Genomic DNA, 17,806 nt, shown 5'->3' on the forward strand with positions numbered 1-17,806 from the left:
GCCTCATGCTCGCTGCGGCGTTGATGTCCGCAGCCTTTGGTGCCCACGCCGAGCGGCTGAAAGATATCGCCAGCATTTCCGGCGTGCGTTCCAACCAGTTGATCGGCTACGGCCTGGTGGTCGGGCTTAACGGCACCGGCGACCAGACCACGCAAACCCCGTTCACCCTGCAGACCTTCAACAACATGCTCTCGCAGTTCGGCATCAAGGTGCCGCCGGGATCGGGCAACGTGCAGCTGAAAAACGTCGCGGCGGTGTCGGTCAGTGCCGATCTGCCGGCGTTCGCCAAACCGGGTCAGCAGGTCGACATCACCGTTTCGTCCATCGGTAACTCCAAGAGCCTGCGCGGCGGCACCCTGTTGCTGACCCCGCTCAAGGGTATCGATGGCAATGTCTACGCCATCGCTCAGGGCAACCTGGTGGTCGGCGGTTTCGATGCCGAAGGTCGTGACGGTTCGAAGATCACCGTCAACGTTCCGTCGGCCGGTCGCATCCCGGGCGGAGCCTCGGTTGAGCGTTCGGTACCGAGCGGTTTCAACCAGGGCAACAGTCTGACGCTGAACCTCAACCGTTCCGACTTCACCACTGCCAAGCGCATCGTCGACAAGATCAACGACATGCTCGGCCCTGGCGTCGCCCAGGCCATCGATGGCGGCTCGATTCGCGTCACTGCGCCGCTCGATCCGAGCCAGCGCGTCGACTATCTGTCGATCCTGGAAAACCTCGAAGTCGACCCGGGTCAGGCGGTGGCGAAAGTCATCATCAACTCGCGTACCGGCACCATCGTCATCGGCCAGAACGTGAAGGTGTCGCCGGCCGCCGTGACCCACGGCAGCCTGACCGTGACCATCACCGAAGACCCGATCGTCAGCCAGCCGGGCCCGCTGTCCAATGGTCAGACGGCCGTGGTCCCGCGCTCGCGTGTGAATGCTCAGCAGGAAGCCAAGCCGATGTTCAAGTTCGGCCCGGGCACCACCCTCGACGAAATCGTGCGTGCGGTGAACCAGGTCGGCGCGGCGCCGGGTGACCTGATGGCCATTCTCGAAGCACTGAAGCAGGCCGGCGCGTTGCAAGCCGACCTGATCGTGATCTGAGGACCGCACTCATGGATATGCGCAAAAGCGGTCTGGTCAGCAGCAGCGATTCGGGTTCGTACTCCGACCTCAATCGTCTGAATCAGCTCAAGGTTGGCGACAAGAACAGCGACGGGAACATGCGCAAGGTGGCGCAGGAATTCGAATCGCTGTTCCTTGGTGAGATGCTCAAGTCGATGCGTTCGGCCACTGAAGCGCTGGGCCAGGACAATCCGCTCAACACCCCGGCAGCCAAGCAGTATCAGGAAATGTATGACCAGCAACTGGCTGTTTCCCTGTCCCGCGAGGGCGGTGGTATCGGCCTGGCCGACGTGCTGATGAAGCAGATGTCGAAGAACAAACCGATGGCGCCGGGTGAGGCCGCTGCCGCGTCCGCCGCCAAGCAGCAAGAGGCCCTGGCCAAGGCTGCTGCGGTGCCCACGCCGGTTGCCGCCGGCACCGTGGCCACCAGCGGTCCGCTGTCGCGCCTCAATGGCGAGCGTCCGTTGTGGGCTTCGCGTTCGGTGCATGCGCCGAATACCCAGCTGGCCCATCGCAACGACATGGAAATGATCAACCAGCGTCGTCTGGCCCTGCCACCGAAACTGGCTGATCGCTTGCTCGCCGGCCTGGTGCCTTCGGCTACGGCGACCGCGTCCACGCAACTGCCGCAGCGTGCCGCGACGGCCGCTGCCACCGGTTCCGGCCCGCTGTACAACGGCGACTGGCTGGCCCGTGCCGAGGCAGACAAAGCCTCTGGCGGACAGATGCAGATCTATGGTCGCGCCATGGCGCAGATTCCGCTGGCACCGGCCAAGCGCGCCTTCAGCAACGCCGACGAATTCGTCAACACCATGCTGCCGATGGCCAAGGAAGCTGCAGCGCGCATTGGCGTCGATCCGCGTTATCTGGTGGCTCAGGCTGCACTGGAAACCGGTTGGGGCAAGTCGGTCATGCGCGCCCAGGACGGCAGCAGCAGTCACAACCTGTTCGGGATCAAGGCCAGTGGCAACTGGAAGGGCGATTCGGCCCGGGCGATCACCAGCGAATTCCGCAACGGGCAGATGGTCAAGGAGACGGCCGAGTTCCGTTCCTACGCCTCCTACAAGGACAGCTTCCACGATCTGGTGACTTTGCTGCAGAGCAATAATCGCTATCAAGATGTGTTGAAGTCGGCCGATAACCCAGAACAGTTTGTACGCGAATTGCAAAAGGCCGGTTACGCGACCGACCCGAACTACGCGACGAAGATTTCGCAGATTGCCAGGCAGATGACGGTCAATCAGAGCTACGCTGCGGCCGGCGTTTCAACAACGCCTTTATAAACACAAGGTAAGGTTTGAATCATGAGTTTGCTCAATATCGGGATGTCGGGGTTGGCCGCGAGTTCGTCCTCTCTGGCTGTGACAGGTAACAACATTGCCAACGTCGACACCGCCGGTTATTCACGCCAGCAAACCGTGCAGAGCACCAAGTCCTCGATCCAGAGTGGCAACGTGTTCATCGGTACGGGCACCACCCTGGCGGACGTGCGCCGGGTGTACAACTCTTACCTCGAAACTCAACTGCACACCGCCACTTCGCTCAACAGCGAAGCGGCCGCCTACGGTGCTCAAGCGACCGCGCTGGACGCCTCGCTGTCCGATACCAACACTGGCCTGACCGGTGTGCTGCAGAAATTCTTCACCTCGATGCAGGGTGTAGCGACCTCGGCGACCGACGACACTTCCCGTCAGTCGGTGCTTACCGGTGCACAGGCGCTGACCAGCCGCTTCAATGCCCTGGCCAAACAGCTGAACGATCAGAACACCACGATCAACGGCAACCTGGCGGACATGGCTGCCCAGGTGAACAAACTGGCCACCTCGATTGCCAACCTGAACCAGAAAATCGGTGAGGTCTCCACCAGCGGCGGCCAGCCGAACGACCTGCTCGACAGCCGTAACGAAGCCGTGCGCCAGCTCTCCGAGTTGACCGGTGCACAAGTCGTCGAACGCGGCACCAGTTTCGACGTCTACGTCGGCAGCGGTCAGCCGCTGGTCGTCGGCAACACCACCAACACCCTGAGCACCGTGCCGAGCAAGGATGACCCGTCGCGCATGGCCATTCAGATGGATCGTGGCTCGAGCACCATCGACATCACTTCGGTGATGAATGGCGGTGAAATCGGTGGTCTGCTGACCTATCGCAATGAAGTGCTCAACCCTTCGCTCAACGAACTGGGTCGTGTCGCGCTGGTCATTGCCGACCAGATGAACCGCCAGCAAGCCCAGGGCATCGACAAGAACGGTGACTTCGGCGCGCCGATCTTCAACGACATCAACAGTGCTGCGCTGATCAGTCAGCGCAGCATTGCCTCGGCAGGCAACAGCGCGGGTTCGGGCAACCTGAACGTCACCATCAAGGACACCGGCAAGCTGACCACCAGCGATTACCAGGTCACCTTCACCAGCGCCACCGACTATTCGGTCAAGCGCTCCGATGGCACCGACATGGGTTCGTTCAGCACCACCACCACGCCACCGCCAGTGATCGACGGTTTCACCCTGGCCCTCAATGGCGGTGCGCTGAGTGCCGGTGACACCTTCAAGGTGACGCCGACCCGCAACGCAGGATCCACGATTCAGACCGTGCTCACCGATCCGAAGAAAATCGCGGCGGCAGCACCGTTGACTGGCGTGGCCAGTGCCAACAATTCCGGCACCTACACCCAGCCGACGCTGGTCGACACTCTCGACATCACCAACCCGGCCTCCCAGGCCGAGTTGCAGAATGCGCTCAAGTATTCGACGCCGGTCAAACTGGTCATGGGTGCGGTCACCAGCGGCAGCCAGTCGTACAACATGGTCGATGCCAAGGGTTTCACCATCGGTACCGGCACCATCGTGCCGGGGCAGGCCAACACCCTGAACCTGAAAATCGGCATGGTCGACTCCACCGGGGCTCCGGTGATGGATACCTCGGTCACGCCGAACGTGCAGAAAACCTTCACCGTTCAGACCACCGTGGGCGCGACACCGAAACCAGGCGAAACCTTCACGATCAACCTGACCGGCGCCGCTTCTTCGGACAACCGCAACGCGCAGGCGCTGGTCGGCCTGCAGACCAAGCAGACCGTGGATACCGGCACGGCAAGCAAGGGCATCAGCCTGACCGACGCCTACAACAAACTGGTGACCAACGTTGGTACCAAGGCCGCTCAGAGCAAGTCCGACAGTGCAGCCACCACGGTGATTCTGGATCAGGCACAAGGCGCGCGCGATTCGCTGTCCCAGGTCAACCTGGACGAAGAAACCGGCAACCTGGTCAAGTATCAGCAGTACTACACCGCCTCTTCGCAAATCATCAAGGCTGCGCAGGAAACCTTCGCAACGCTGATCAACAGTCTTTAAGGAGCCGTAATTCATGCGCATTTCCACCGCCCAGTATTACGCGACACAAGCTGCCCAATATCAGCGTAACTACAGCAAGACTGTCGCTACCGCCAACGAGGCGAGCAGCCTGCAGCGCATCAACACCGCCGCCGACGATCCGATCGGCGCCGGGCGCCTGCTCAAGCTGGGGCAGCAGGCCTCGATGCTGGAGCAGTATCAGGGCAACATCGATACCACCAAGAACTCGCTGACCGTGCAGGAGTCGACGCTGAACTCCATCACCACCGCTTTGCAGCGCGCGAAGGAGATCGGTCTGGCGGCCAACAACGGCATCGCCACCGACGATAACCGCAAGGCTTATGCGGCAGAGCTGAGCCAGATCCAGCAACAAGTGCTGGGCCTGATGAACTCCAAGGATGCCAACGGCAACTACATGTTCTCCGGTTCCAAGACCGACACGGCGCCGTACTCGCAAAACGTCGATGGCACCTACACCTACAACGGCGACCAGACCCAGATCAACCTGGGCATTGGCGACGGCATGTCGGTGACCACCAACACCACCGGTTGGGACGCGTTCCAGCAGACCATCAATACTGCCCGCACCCAGACCAGCATGACCGCTCCGTTGGTCGACGATGGTCGCGTGGTACTGACCAACGGTATCGTTGGCACCGCTGCGACGTACAACGCCAAGTTCGCGGCCGGCCAACCGTACACCGTGGACTTTCTCAGCAGCACTCAGCTGAAGATCACCGATGCCCTGGGCAACGACGTGACGTCCGAGGCTAGCCAGAACGGGCTGATCAGCAACAGCAACGGCACGAACCAGACGGTCAGCTTCCGTGGCGTCGACCTGAAGTTGAACATCAACCTCAAGCCTGGTGACACCAACCCGGACGCGGTCATCGCCGGTCACAGCTTTCAGCTGTCCGTCACTCCGGACTCGTTCACCACGGCGCGCAGCCCCGGCAACCCGTCCACCGCGGTCATCACCGGCTCCAGCGTGACCAACCAGGGCGCCTACGACGCCACGTTCCCGTCGGGCGGCGGTGCGATCCTGAAGTTCACCAGCGCCACTGACTTCGATCTGTACGCGGCGCCGGTCACCGCTGACAGCAAGCCGATTTCGTCGGGCACCATGGTTGGTGCAAACGCCACGGCGGCGGGCGTGACCTTCGCCATCGGCGGCACGCCGGGCGCGGGCGATCAGTTCTCGATCCAGTCCAACAACCACCAGACCCAGAACGTGCTCGACACCCTGGGCCAGATGGTCGCGGCGCTGAACCTGCCGGTCGATGCCGACCCGGTCACCAAGCAGAAATTCCAGGGTGCCATGGAATCGGCCCTGGGTAACCTCGACAGCGCCTCCACGCAGATCGGCGCGGCCGTCACTTCGATCGGTGCTCGCGGTCAGTCGCTGGATGATCAGGACACCACCAACCAGAGTCTGATCCAGGCGAACACCACGACCCAGGGTTCGATCCGTGATTCGGATCCGGCCGAGGTGATGACCCGCCTGACCTTGCAGCAGACCATGCTGCAGGCCTCGCAACTGGCATTCAGCAAAATCAGCCAGTTGGGCCTGTTCAACAAGATCTGATGCTGACCGGGCGCGCGAGCGCCCGGTTGCTCTGACTGCTCTGTACTTATTGTTCTTCTTTTGCGGCTTCAAAGGGCTCGCTGTTCCGGGCGGGTTCCCGCCGCTTGCGAGTCCGCCGTGAATTCACTCCCCCTTGTCAGTCTTGTTATCCCTGCCTTCAATCCACGTTTTTTCGAACGGGCCTTGAACAGTGCCGTGAGTCAGACTTACGGCAATCTTGAGATCATTGTCTGTGACGACAGTCGTGGCGACGAGATCGAGCAAACTGTTGCGTCGATCATCGAGCGTACCGGGGTTGCGGTGCGCTACGTGCGCAATGTCCAAACGCTGGGGATGGTCGGCAACTTCCATGCGTGCCTGGAACAGGCGCAGGGTGAATTCATCAAGTTCCTGTGCGACGACGATCAGTTGTTTATCACCTGCATCGAAAGTCAGGCACAAACGCTCATCGATCAGACAGATGTCAATCTGGTATTGGCTCAGCGCCTGTTTTGGGACGCTGACGACCTGCCGCTGCCGTCGCGACTGGAAAATACTCCGCTGTCTCCGGTGTCCGGTCTGTTCAAGGGCGAAGACCTGCTGGCCATTTTCGAAAACTTCCCGGTCAATATTCTTGGCGGCTTCAGTAATGCCCTGTTCCGCCGGGCCGATGTGCTGGAACTGCTTCCGGCCCTGACACAACCGGGCCATTGTTTTGTCGCTTCCCTGGATTTTGCGTTGTATGTGTGCCTGCTGCGCCGCGCAAACCTTGTGGTGTCCAATCACATTCTGAGTGTCGAGCGCCTGTACCCCGAGCGTTTGAGCGCTCAGCAAGCGATGCGCGATGCGACCATGGTCGAGCGGCAATGGTTGACGCAGATGCTCAAGGCTCGCAGTGGCGAGTCGGCGCCTGCGCCGGGTTGGGTGCGCTATCTGCCGGTCACCAAGGCGGGTGAATCGCCTCGGGTCTGGGAAGAGTTGCCGCTGAGCCGGACGCTGGGCACCAAGCAGACCACTCAGGATTGGCATGTCGGTATTGCCAGCGTCAGCTTTGCCCAGCTGTACGCGCAATGGCTGGCGTGCCGCAGCCTGACCGAAGGTCAGCGTGAATTGCTCCCGGAGACCATGGCCAACTGGCCGCGCATTCCGAAGATCGTGCCGGTCATCATCGACGAACAGGGCAGCGTTTCCGCCCTGGAACTGACCCTGCAATCGCTCGCCGCCCAGGAGTACGTGCCTGAGCTGACACTCGTATTGTCGGCATCCTGCACCGAAGCGCAGTTGGATGAGCGGGTCGTGCGCATGCCGCTGCAGGATGACTGGCGCCAGCAGCTCAATGAACTGCTGCCGCAACTGGACGGCGCTGACTGGTTCTATCTGCTGCGTGCCGGTGATCGACTGGTCGTGCCGGCGTTGTTGGTGATGGCTGAGCGCATTGCGCTTTCGCGCACGCTGATGTGTCTGTACAGCGATGAAGGCGGGTTGAGCGAGGGTGAATCCACAGAGCCCGTGTTCAAGCCGGATTTCAACCTGGACCTGATGCGCAGCTATCCGTACGTGGGCAGGGCGCTGGCATTCGAGCGTGAACGCTTCCTGGCACTGGGTGGTTTTGACTCCGTGTTCGGCGAGCTGGCCCCGCACGACGTCTTGCTGCGTATGGTCGAGAACGACGGCTTGCAGGCAGTCGGTCACATCTCCGAGATTCTGCTGGAGTCGGCATTCGATCTGGCCAAGTGGTTGTCGGAGCCGCAACTGGCAGACAGCAACGCGCAATTGCTTGAGGCGCATCTGCACCGTCTGGGCATCTCGCATGACATTCGCCGGGGCAGTTCGGCGTTGCTCAACCGTGTGGACTATCGCCACGCGAGCCAGCCACTGGTGTCGATCGTCATCGTCAGCAAGGATCAGACGGCCGCCGTACAGCGTTGCGTCGAGAGCCTGCTGGAGAAAACCGCCTACGGCGAATATGAGTTGCTGCTGGTCGACAATGGCAGCGAGACCGCCGAGGCGAAAGCCTGGTTTGACGGCATGTCGCAATTGGGCAGCGAGCGGATTCGCGTGCTCGACTGCCCGCTGCAGGACAATGTGGCGGCAGTGCGCAATGTCACGGTCAGCCAGGCTCGCGGCGAGTATGTACTGCTGCTCAACCCGTACAGTGTGATCACCCACGGTGACTGGCTGACGGAAATGCTCAATCATGCACAACGCCCGGAAGTTGGCGTGGTGGGCGCCAAGATCTTCAACCCGGATGGTCGGGTATTGCATGCCGGTCTGATTCTCGGCCTGCAGGGACCAGCGGGCGTACCGTTCTACGGCGAGTCGATGCATGCGACGGGTTACATGTACCGGCTGCTGGTCACACAGGATCTGAGCGCTGTCGGCAGCGATTGCCTGATGGTGCGCAAGTCGGTTTTTGAAGCGGTCGGCGGGCTGGATGAGGAGCATCTGGCGCAATCGCTGCACGAGGTCGACCTGTGCTTGCGCGTTGGTCAGGAAGGCTATCTGGTGGTCTGGACGCCATTTGCCCAACTGGCGCTCGGCGCACAGCCGGTCGTAGCGGCGAACGACGCTGAAGTGGCGTTGCACACCCAGGAGCAGGAAGTCTTCTACAAGCGCTGGCTGCCGATTGTGGCGCGCGATCCGGCGTATAACGCCAACCTGTCGTTGAACGGGATTGTCGGGTCGAGCTTTCGTCTCGATCCGGGACTGCGTACTGGCTGGAGTCCGTTTTCGCAGCCGCAATTGCCGAAAATTCTCGCGCTGCCAGTCAACGCATCGGCCATCGGTCACTACCGCGTGACGCAACCGCTGATCGAGCTGGAAGCGGCAGGGCGGGCGCTGGGGCGCATTCATTACAACCTGCCGAGCATCATCGAGGTCGAACGTCAGTCGCCGGATGTGATCATTTTGCAGGGTCGTTATTCCGAAGGCCCGATCAACGAAATTCCGAGCCTGCAAAAGTATTCCAACGCCCGCAGGATCTACGAACTCGACGACTACGTGATCCATGTTCCTCATCGCAATGCCCACATTCGCAACATGCCGGGCAAGGACGAAATGGAGGCGCTGGTACGTCGTGCGATCGGCATGTGCGACCGGGTCGTAGTGTCCACGGCGCCGCTGGGTAATGCGCTGTCGAGCATGCACAACGATATTCGCGTTGTTCCGAACATGTTGGCCAAACACCTGTGGTCAGACCTGCGCAGCCAGCGCCGCACGTCGAAAAAACCGCGGGTCGGCTGGGGTGGCGGCACCAGTCACCACGGTGACCTTGCTGTCATCGCCGATGTGGTTCGCGAATTGGCGAATGAGGTCGACTGGGTGTTCTTCGGCATGTGCCCGGACGATTTGCGTCCGTACATGCATGAGTTCCACGGTGTGATCGGCCTGGACGTGTACCCGGCGAAACTGGCCAGCCTCAACCTCGATCTGGCCCTGGCACCGCTGGAGTTCCACATCTTCAACGACTGCAAGAGCAACCTGCGTCTGTTGGAATATGGCGCCTGCGGCTACCCGGTGATCTGCACCGACACCGAGGCCTATCGCGGCTACCTGCCTTGCACGCGGATCAAGACCAACACCACGGATGAGTGGTTGCAAGCGATCCGCATGCACCTGGCCGACCCGGACGCCAGCTATCGCATGGGTGATGAGTTGCGTGAAGTCGTACTGCGCGACTACGTGCTGCGTGGTGACAACCTGCGGTACTGGGAAGCGGGCTGGCTGGCGGACTGACCGGTTCGCGCGGGCCCCTCTGGAAAACAGGCGACTTTCGAGTCGCCTGTTTTTTTTTTGCGCCGCAAAAAACGTATTTGTATCAATCGCGATACTTTTTTTGCTCGACGGCCTCAAGCATCGGGATTTTTCTGTCGATATCTCTCTATTCGCTCATTCGGGATGGCTGACGCAGGCAGGGTCGGCGTGTGCACGGGATGGCAGGTTCGCGGATTCAACAACCATGCAAGGAAGAAGCAAATGGCAGTAGTGAATGGAACGAGTGATGCGGATGTCCTGTTGGGCACCGACGGTGATGACCAACTCTATGGACTGGAGTCGGATGATGTGTTGCTGGCAAGCGCCGGCAATGATCTGCTGGATGGCGGGGAAGGGTTTGATACGGTGAATTATTACGCCTTGTCCTCGGGCGTGAACGTCGAGTTCAGCAGTGCTTCGGCGACTGTCACTGCCGCTGACGGCAAGGTCGATACGCTGGTCGGCGTGGAGAAGGTCTTCGGCACTTTTCAAAATGACACCTTCACCAGCAATGTGGCCGGCGTGACGCTGGAAGGCAGTGTCGGTGACGATGTGTATATCGTCGGCAGCGAGGGTGTGACGATCATCGAGGAAAACTATCTCGGCTACGACGAGCTGCGCACCAGTCTCAACACCATCAAGATGGACCCGTTCATCGAGAAACTGACCTTTACCGGCACGGGCGATTTCAAGGGTTACGGCAATGCCAGCGACAACGAGATCATCGGTGGCGCCGGCAACGACTGGCTGTGGGGCGGCGCCGGCGCTGATCACTTCGTGGGTGGCGAAGGCTTCGATACCGTCAGCTATTCCGACAGCCTCGAAGGTGTGAGAGTCCTGGACTTCGAGAACTTCGACGCATTGACCATCGCCTATGGCGACTCCTTCACCGGCATCGAGGCGATTCAGGGATCGAATTTCGATGACGTGGTGTATCTGCTCGATAACGCCATGATCGTGGATGGCGCCGATGGCTACGACACCGTGAGCTACCGTCACTCCTGGGATGGCGTCAATATCGGCATCGGTCAGCAGGCAGGTCCGGATGTCACGTTGCTGAACGTGGAGAAAGTCATCGGTACGCCGTTCGCTGACCACTTCACCGCCAACGTCGGCGGCCTGACCCTGGAGGGCGGCGCGGGTGATGATGTGTACACGATCAACAGCGAGGGTGTGACCATCATCGAGCAGAATTTCCCCGGTGGCATCGATCAGCTGAACACCAGCCTGTCGTCGATGCACATGGCTGCGTTCATCGAGAACATGACCTACACCGGCACGGCGGACTTCACCGGATACGGTAACGACGAAGACAACAGAATCATCTCCGGTGCCGGCAATGACGTCCTGTCGGGTGGCGCGGGCGGTGATCGCTTTGAGGGCGGGGCCGGTATCGACATCGTCAGCTACGACGACAGCAACGAAGGGTTGAGCGCCTCGCTGGGCTGGGGGCCGCAAAGCGGTATCGCGCTCTACGATACCTACGTCGATATTGAAGGGCTGCGCGGTAGCCGGTTCGATGACTTCCTGCGAGGCGACTCGGGTGACAACGTCCTCGAAGGCGGGTCTGGTAGTGATCAGATTGTGGGTGGCGATGGCAATGACTATCTCTATGGCGGACTGAAATCCGGTCTCGACACAAATGTCGCGCAGGCCGACTTGCTGTCTGGCGGTTCGGGCGATGACGTCATCGTCAGTGCCGTGAATGACCTGGGTACATTGGCCCATGGAGACGAGGGCGATGACACCGTCACGGTCAACCGCGGCAGTGCCTACGGTGATGAAGGCAATGACGTGCTGACCGGGACCGGCAGCAACTACATGCTGTTCGGTGACAGCGGTCATGACGTGCTGGTTCTCAACCTTGCGGGCCAGTCCGGCACTGGCGGCTTCGCGTTCGGCGGTACGGGTGATGACACCTATGTCGTGAACACCACCGGGCTGGTAACAATTCAGGACGAAGGCTGGGACCTCAATGACACGCTGATCCTGAATACTGTCGCCAATCTCAGTCAGCTGAACGTCACTCGCATCGGTGATGACGCCTATCTGCATGGCGCCAACGACGGCAGCGTCGGCGTTCCCGACAGCGGCGTGAAGCTGCAGGGCTGGTACGCCGAGTCTGCCGTGTATGCCGGGTACAACAAAATCGAGCATCTGCAGACCGCTGACGGCCAGATCTACGACCTGCCGGCCACGATCGATGGATTCGCGATGTTTGGCTGATCCGTCCGATTGATTGAAACAGCTTGATGAAAGGGATGAGTCCGGCCACGGATTCATCCCTTTTTTCATGCCCGCATTTCCCCGCCGACACAGGGCTGGCGGAGCTGGCGCGTTTCCTGCAAGTCCCCTTCAAATCGCCATAAAACGAGCGCTCGCGGTCATTCACCTGCGCCCGGACTGGCAAAGGTTTAGCCGCAAAGGCCTGCAACAGCGAGGCCGAGCCCTGTGACGTAGAAGAGGGGAGACGATGAAGGCAGTTATTTTGGCGGGTGGCCTCGGCACGCGCATCAGTGAAGAGTCGCACCTCAAGCCCAAGCCGATGATCGAGATCGGCGGCAAGCCAATTCTCTGGCACATCATGAAGCAGTATTCCGCCCACGGAATCCACGACTTCGTGATCTGCCTCGGCTACAAGGGCTACGCGATCAAGGATTTCTTCGCCAACTACTTCCTGCACACTTCCGACGTCACGTTCGACATGCGCAACAACCGCATGGACGTTCACCAGAACTACAGCGAGCCGTGGAGCGTCACCCTGATCGACACCGGCGAGGAAACCATGACCGGTGGCCGTCTGCTGCGTGCCGGCCGTTACCTCAAGGATGAAGAGGCGTTCTGCTTCACCTACGGCGATGGTGTTTCCGACATCAACATTGCGCAACTGGTGGACTACCACAAGGGCCACGGCCGTCTGGCGACCGTCACCGCCGTGCAGCCGCCGGGCCGCTACGGTGCCCTCGAGCGTCACGGCGATCAGGTCCTCGGCTTCACCGAAAAACCGCGCGGCGACGGCGGCTGGATCAATGGCGGCTTCTTTGTGCTGTCGCCGAAAGTGCTGTCCTACATTGCTGGCGACGAAACCACCTGGGAAGCGGAGCCTTTGGCTCAACTGGCTCAGGACGAACAACTGAAAGCCTTCGAGCACGAAGGTTTCTGGCATCCGATGGACACCCTGCGCGACAAAAACCATCTCGAAGCACTGTGGCAGAGCGGGGAGGCCCCATGGAAGCAATGGGCCTGAGTCCTGAGTTCTGGCGCGGCAAGCGGGTTCTGGTCACCGGGCACACCGGTTTCAAGGGCAGCTGGCTGACCCTGTGGCTGCAAAGCCTCGGCGCGCAAGTCAGCGGTTTTTCCCTCGACCCGTCGACCGAGCCGAGCCTGTTCGAACTGGCGCGCGTGCACGAAGGCATTAACGACCAGCGCGGCGACCTGCGTGACCTCGGCGCCTTGCTGGAAATCATCGCCGACAACGAGCCGGAAATCGTCCTGCACCTGGCGGCGCAGCCGCTGGTGCGCGAAGGCTATCGCGATCCGCTCGGTACTTATTCGAGCAACGTCATGGGCACCCTCAACCTGCTCGAAGCGATTCGTCAGGTCGGTTGCGTGCGGGCCTGTGTGCTGGTGACCACCGACAAGGTCTACGCCAACAAGGAATGGCTGTGGCCGTACCGCGAGGACGAAGCCCTCGGTGGCCACGACCCTTACAGCAGCAGCAAGGCGTGCTGCGAGTTGCTGGCGCAGTCTTACGCAGCCTCGTTCTTCCCGGTCGACAAGTACGCCGAGCACGGTCTGGCGCTGGCCACCGCGCGCGCCGGCAACGTGTTGGGTGGCGGTGATTTCGCCCCTGAGCGCCTGATTCCCGACGTACTGAAAGCCTGGTCGGCCGACGAGCCGGTGACTTTGCGTTACCCGCAAGCCGTGCGCCCGTGGCAGCACGCGCTGGAGCCGTTGGCCGGCTACTTGCAACTGGCCGCCGGGCTCTACGAACTAGGCCCGGAGTACGCCGGGGCGTGGAACTTCGGCCCGGGTGAGGCGGACATGTGCAGCGTCGGCGAGGTGGTCGAACTGCTCTCCAATCGCTGGCCTCAGGCCCGTGGCCTGCGCCTCGAAAAGAGTGACCTGCACGAAGCCGGCCTGCTGCGTCTGGACAGCAGTCGCGCCCGTCAGGTGCTGGGCTGGCAACCGCGCTGGTCGTTGCAGCAGTGTCTGACCCAGACCCTCGACTGGCATCTGGCCTGGCAGAACGGCGACGACATGCGCACCGTGACCCTCGGCCAACTGAACCTGTACCGGGGCGCGCTGTGAGCGAATTCTCCTTGAAACAGTTGCCGCTGGCCGGGCTGTTCAGCGTCCAGCACAAACGCTTCGAAGATCAGCGCGGGCATTTCGCCCGACTGTTCTGCGAAGGCAGCCTGAAGGCGTTTGGCGCCGAATTCCACATCCGCCAGATCAACCACTCCTGCACTCGCGAGAAGGGCAGCGTGCGCGGTCTGCATTACCAGAACGCCAACGCGCCGGAAGCCAAATTGATCACCTGCCTGCGCGGTGAAGTGTGGGACGTGGCGGTGGACCTGCGCCCGGATTCCGAGACCTTCCTGGACTGGCACGCCGAGCACCTGAAGGCCGGCGACGGTCGCAGCCTGTTGATCCCGGCCGGCTTCGCCCACGGTTTCCAGACCCTCACCGAGGATGCCGAACTGCTTTACCTGCACAGCGCCGACTACGCGCCGGAGCATGAGGGCGGTCTGTCGGTGAACGACCCACGGCTGGCGATTGCCTGGCCGTTGCCTGTCAATAATTTGTCAGCGCGGGATTCCAGCCATCCCGCGCTCGATCAACACTTTGCTGGAGTGCGTCTATGAACTGCCGTGGGTGCGCCGCACCGCTGAGCCTGCCGCTGATTGACCTCGGCACCTCGCCACCGTCCAACGCCTACGTGCACGCCGATCGGCTGGAACAGGCCGAACAATGGGTGCCGCTGAAGGTCGCCGTGTGTCAGCAATGCTGGCTGGTGCAGACCGAGGATTACACCTCAGCCGACAGCCTGTTCGACGCCGAGTACGCCTACTTCAGCTCGTTCTCCAGCACCTGGCTGGCCCACGCCGAGCGCTATGTGGCCGAGATGGTCGAGCGCTTCGGTCTGACCGCTGACAGCCGCGTGGTGGAAGTCGCCGCCAACGACGGTTACCTGCTGCAATACGTGGCCGATCGCGGCATCCCGTGCCTGGGCGTCGAGCCGACCCGCAGCACCGCGCAGGCGGCACGGGAAAAAGGCCTGGAGATCCGTGAGCTGTTCTTCGGCCGCGATACCGCCGCACAGCTGAAAAGCGAAGGCTGGGCCGCCGACCTGATGGCCGCCAACAACGTGCTGGCTCATGTGCCGGACATCAACGATTTCCTCGGTGGATTCGCCACGCTGCTCAAACCGACCGGCGTGGCTACGTTCGAATTCCCGCAACTGCTGACGCTGATGGCGGGTGCGCAGTTCGACACGCTGTATCACGAACACTATTCCTACCTGTCCCTGACCGCCGTGCAGACCCTGTGCGAGCGCAACGGTCTGGAAGTGTTCGACGTCAGCCAGCTGACCACCCATGGCGGATCGCTGCGGGTCTTCGTGCAGCGCAAGGACGGCGAACGCCGCGCCGTGCAACCGGCGGTGCAACAGCAGTTGCAGGCCGAGCTCGACGCGGGTGTCAAAACCTCCGAGTACTACGCGACACTGGCGCCGGCCGCCGAACGCATCAAGCACGACCTGCTGCGTTTCCTGTTGCAGGCCAAGGCCGATGGCAAGCGTGTGGTCGGTTATGGCGCTGCGGCCAAGGGCAACACCTTGCTCAACTACGCCGGGGTCAAGCCTGATCTGCTGGCCTGGGTCGCCGATGCCAACCCGCACAAGCAGGGCAAGCTCTTGCCGGGCAGCCGTATTCCGATTGTCGCGCCGGCGCAGATCGATATCGAGAAGCCTGATTACGTGCTGGTGCTGCCATGGAACCTGTTGCACGAAGTCAGTCAGCAACTGGCCCAGGTGCGTCAGTGGGACGGGCGTTTCGTGATTGCCGTGCCTGAGTTGAGCGTGCTGTGAAGGTTCTGGTCACCGGAGCCACCGGCTTCGTCGGTCGCCATCTGGTCGCGGCATTGCTGGCCCGTGGCTGCACGGTGCGAGCGGTCGCGCGTAATGTGCAAAACGCCGCGAGCATGCCGTGGATCAATGACGTCGAGTTTGTGAGCGCGGATATTCACGCGGCGGATCTGGATGTCGGTGCGTTGACCGAGGGCGTCGATGCACTCGCGCACCTGGCCTGGCCGGGGTTGCCGAACTATCGGGCGCTGTTCCATTTCGAGCACAACCTGATGGCCGACTACCGCTTCATCAAAGGCGCGGTGGAGGCGGGCGTGAAGCAGGTCCTGGTCACTGGCACCTGCTTCGAGTACGGCATGCAGAGCGGCCCGCTGAGTGAGCAGAATCAAGCGCAACCGGCCAATCCCTACGGACTGGCCAAGCACACCCTGCACCTGTTTTTGCAAAACCTGCAGCAGGAGCATCCGTTCACTCTGCAATGGGCGCGGCTGTTCTATCTGCACGGCGCCGGGCAAAACCCCAGCAGTCTGTTGGCGGCGCTGGACCGGGCAATCGATGCGGGCGAGACGACGTTCAACATGTCGGCCGGCGAACAGCTGCGGGACTTCCTGGCGATTGAAACAGCCACCGGTTACCTCGCGGCGATCCTGCATAAGCGCGATTTCGACGGCACGATCAATTGCGCCAGCGGCCAGCCGGTTTCGGTGCGTGCGCTGGTCGAAGAGCGCGTGCGCGTGCGTGGCGCAACCATCGGCCTGAACCTCGGCCACTACCCGTATCCGACCCACGAACCGCTGGCGTTCTGGGCAGTGACCGAGCGCTTGCAACAGTTATTGGGAGAGTCGCAATGAGGCACGAGTTGTATCGGGTCACCGACCTGCCGGTGCTGCAGAACCGCACTTTTGCCGATCCTGAATCGGCGAAAGCGTCGGCCAGTGCCGACCTGTTGCTGGTGCAGGATGAACGCAGCGGTCTGATCTTCAACGCGGCGTTCGATGCCGACAAGCTCAGCTACGACGCCGACTATCAGAACGAGCAGGCGCATTCCGGCCAGTTCCAGAAGCACTTGAGCGATGTCGAAGGCATCATTGCCCGGCACTTCAAGGGTCAGGAGCTGATCGAAGTCGGCTGCGGCAAAGGCTATTTCCTGGAGCTGCTCAAAGGCTTTGGCTACCGCATCACCGGCATCGACCCGGCCTACGAAGGCGAGAACGCCGACGTGATCAAGGCCCCGTTCACCCGTGGTCTGGGGCTGGAAGCGGACGCCATCGTGCTGCGCCATGTGCTGGAGCACATTCAGGATCCGGTGAGTTTTCTGGCGGTAATCGCCGAAGCCAATCAGGGTGGCGGGCAGATCTACATCGAAGTGCCGTGCTTCGACTGGATTCTCGAACACCGCGCCTGGTTCGACCTGTTCTACGAGCATGTCAATTACTTCCGCCTCGATGACCTGCGCCGGATGTTCGGCACGGTGCATGAGGCCGGCCATCTGTTCGGTGGCCAATACCTGTACATCGTCGCTGACCTTGCCACGTTGCGTCTTACCCCGGAACAGCCGGTACCACGCCTGGCATTGCCTGACGATTTCACCGCCAGCCTCGAGCGCGCGGTGCAGATCATTCAGGACGCACCCGAGCAGGGGTCGGCGATCTGGGGCGCCTCGTCCAAAGGCGTGATCTATTCGCTGTTCCTGCAACGCGCCGGTGTGGCGGTGGATCGGGTGGTGGATATCAACCCGGCCAAACAGGGGCGTTACCTGCCCCTGAGCGGCGCGCGGGTGTCCTCGCCGCAAGAGGCGATGGATGCGTTGCCCGAAGGCGCCAACCTGTTTGTGATGAACTCCAATTACCTCGAAGAAATCAAGCGGATGACCGGTGGACGCTACGTCTATCACGCCGTCGACAGCGCTTCGTTCCAGTGACCATTGAGAATTTTC

General features: G+C 61.4%; 12 protein-coding genes. All 12 read left to right on the forward strand.

Going from position 1 to position 17,806, the window contains the following annotated elements; genetic code table 11:
- Positions 1-5 precede the first annotated feature (5 nt).
- Positions 6-1,094: a flagellar basal body P-ring protein FlgI gene (locus tag ACSPX5_RS02670; RefSeq protein WP_080593281.1), complete on the forward strand. Its 1,089-nt coding sequence runs from the start codon at positions 6-8 to the stop codon at positions 1,092-1,094.
- An 11-nt stretch (positions 1,095-1,105) separates the two neighbouring features.
- Entirely contained in the window at positions 1,106-2,398 is a 1,293-nt protein-coding gene (gene flgJ / locus ACSPX5_RS02675) for a flagellar assembly peptidoglycan hydrolase FlgJ (RefSeq protein WP_439820907.1), read from the forward strand.
- A 21-nt stretch (positions 2,399-2,419) separates the two neighbouring features.
- Entirely contained in the window at positions 2,420-4,465 is a 2,046-nt protein-coding gene (gene flgK / locus ACSPX5_RS02680) for a flagellar hook-associated protein FlgK (RefSeq protein WP_169429379.1), read from the forward strand.
- Between the two features lie 13 nt (positions 4,466-4,478).
- On the forward strand, positions 4,479-6,050 hold the full coding sequence (locus tag ACSPX5_RS02685; protein ID WP_169429380.1) for a flagellar hook-associated protein 3: 1,572 nt from the start codon (positions 4,479-4,481) through the stop codon (positions 6,048-6,050).
- Between the two features lie 117 nt (positions 6,051-6,167).
- Entirely contained in the window at positions 6,168-9,764 is a 3,597-nt protein-coding gene (locus ACSPX5_RS02690) for a glycosyltransferase (protein WP_439820908.1), read from the forward strand.
- Positions 9,765-10,004: 240 nt separating this feature from the next.
- The gene (locus tag ACSPX5_RS02695; RefSeq protein ID WP_439820909.1) at positions 10,005-12,008 is read left to right on the forward strand and encodes a calcium-binding protein; all 2,004 of its coding nucleotides are present in this window, start codon (positions 10,005-10,007) and stop codon (positions 12,006-12,008) included.
- Between the two features lie 247 nt (positions 12,009-12,255).
- Positions 12,256-13,029, forward strand: coding sequence for a glucose-1-phosphate cytidylyltransferase (rfbF, locus tag ACSPX5_RS02700; protein ID WP_085605742.1), 774 nt, complete (start codon positions 12,256-12,258; stop codon positions 13,027-13,029).
- Positions 13,011-14,093 carry a CDP-glucose 4,6-dehydratase gene (gene rfbG, locus ACSPX5_RS02705; protein ID WP_439820910.1) on the forward strand — a complete coding sequence of 361 codons (1,083 nt, stop codon included), beginning with the start codon at positions 13,011-13,013 and terminating at the stop codon, positions 14,091-14,093. Before rfbF ends, rfbG begins: the two co-directional genes overlap by 19 nt.
- Entirely contained in the window at positions 14,090-14,650 is a 561-nt protein-coding gene (gene rfbC / locus ACSPX5_RS02710) for a dTDP-4-dehydrorhamnose 3,5-epimerase (protein WP_439820911.1), read from the forward strand. Before rfbG ends, rfbC begins: the two co-directional genes overlap by 4 nt.
- Positions 14,647-15,873, forward strand: coding sequence for a methyltransferase domain-containing protein (locus ACSPX5_RS02715; RefSeq protein WP_439820912.1), 1,227 nt, complete (start codon positions 14,647-14,649; stop codon positions 15,871-15,873). Before rfbC ends, ACSPX5_RS02715 begins: the two co-directional genes overlap by 4 nt.
- On the forward strand, positions 15,870-16,721 hold the full coding sequence (locus ACSPX5_RS02720; protein WP_439820913.1) for an NAD-dependent epimerase/dehydratase family protein: 852 nt from the start codon (positions 15,870-15,872) through the stop codon (positions 16,719-16,721). Before ACSPX5_RS02715 ends, ACSPX5_RS02720 begins: the two co-directional genes overlap by 4 nt.
- Positions 16,718-17,791, forward strand: coding sequence for a class I SAM-dependent methyltransferase (locus ACSPX5_RS02725; RefSeq protein WP_207866336.1), 1,074 nt, complete (start codon positions 16,718-16,720; stop codon positions 17,789-17,791). Before ACSPX5_RS02720 ends, ACSPX5_RS02725 begins: the two co-directional genes overlap by 4 nt.
- The last annotated feature ends 15 nt before the right edge of the window (positions 17,792-17,806 follow it).

The organism is Pseudomonas sp. HLG18 (assembly GCF_051903985.1).
Taxonomy (GTDB): domain Bacteria; phylum Pseudomonadota; class Gammaproteobacteria; order Pseudomonadales; family Pseudomonadaceae; genus Aquipseudomonas; species Aquipseudomonas fluorescens_BT.

Excerpts from the sequence above, each read along its gene's own strand:
- ACSPX5_RS02670 (WP_080593281.1), top strand. The coding sequence starts at position 6 with ATGCTCGCTGCGGCGTTGATGTCCGCAGCCTTTGGTGCCCACGCCGAG.
- flgJ (WP_439820907.1), top strand. The coding sequence starts at position 1,106 with ATGGATATGCGCAAAAGCGGTCTGGTCAGCAGCAGCGATTCGGGTTCG.
- flgK (WP_169429379.1), top strand. The coding sequence starts at position 2,420 with ATGAGTTTGCTCAATATCGGGATGTCGGGGTTGGCCGCGAGTTCGTCC.
- ACSPX5_RS02685 (WP_169429380.1), top strand. The coding sequence starts at position 4,479 with ATGCGCATTTCCACCGCCCAGTATTACGCGACACAAGCTGCCCAATAT.
- ACSPX5_RS02695 (WP_439820909.1), top strand. The coding sequence starts at position 10,005 with ATGGCAGTAGTGAATGGAACGAGTGATGCGGATGTCCTGTTGGGCACC.
- rfbF (WP_085605742.1), top strand. The coding sequence starts at position 12,256 with ATGAAGGCAGTTATTTTGGCGGGTGGCCTCGGCACGCGCATCAGTGAA.
- rfbG (WP_439820910.1), top strand. The coding sequence starts at position 13,011 with ATGGAAGCAATGGGCCTGAGTCCTGAGTTCTGGCGCGGCAAGCGGGTT.
- ACSPX5_RS02715 (WP_439820912.1), top strand. The coding sequence starts at position 14,647 with ATGAACTGCCGTGGGTGCGCCGCACCGCTGAGCCTGCCGCTGATTGAC.
- ACSPX5_RS02725 (WP_207866336.1), top strand. The coding sequence starts at position 16,718 with ATGAGGCACGAGTTGTATCGGGTCACCGACCTGCCGGTGCTGCAGAAC.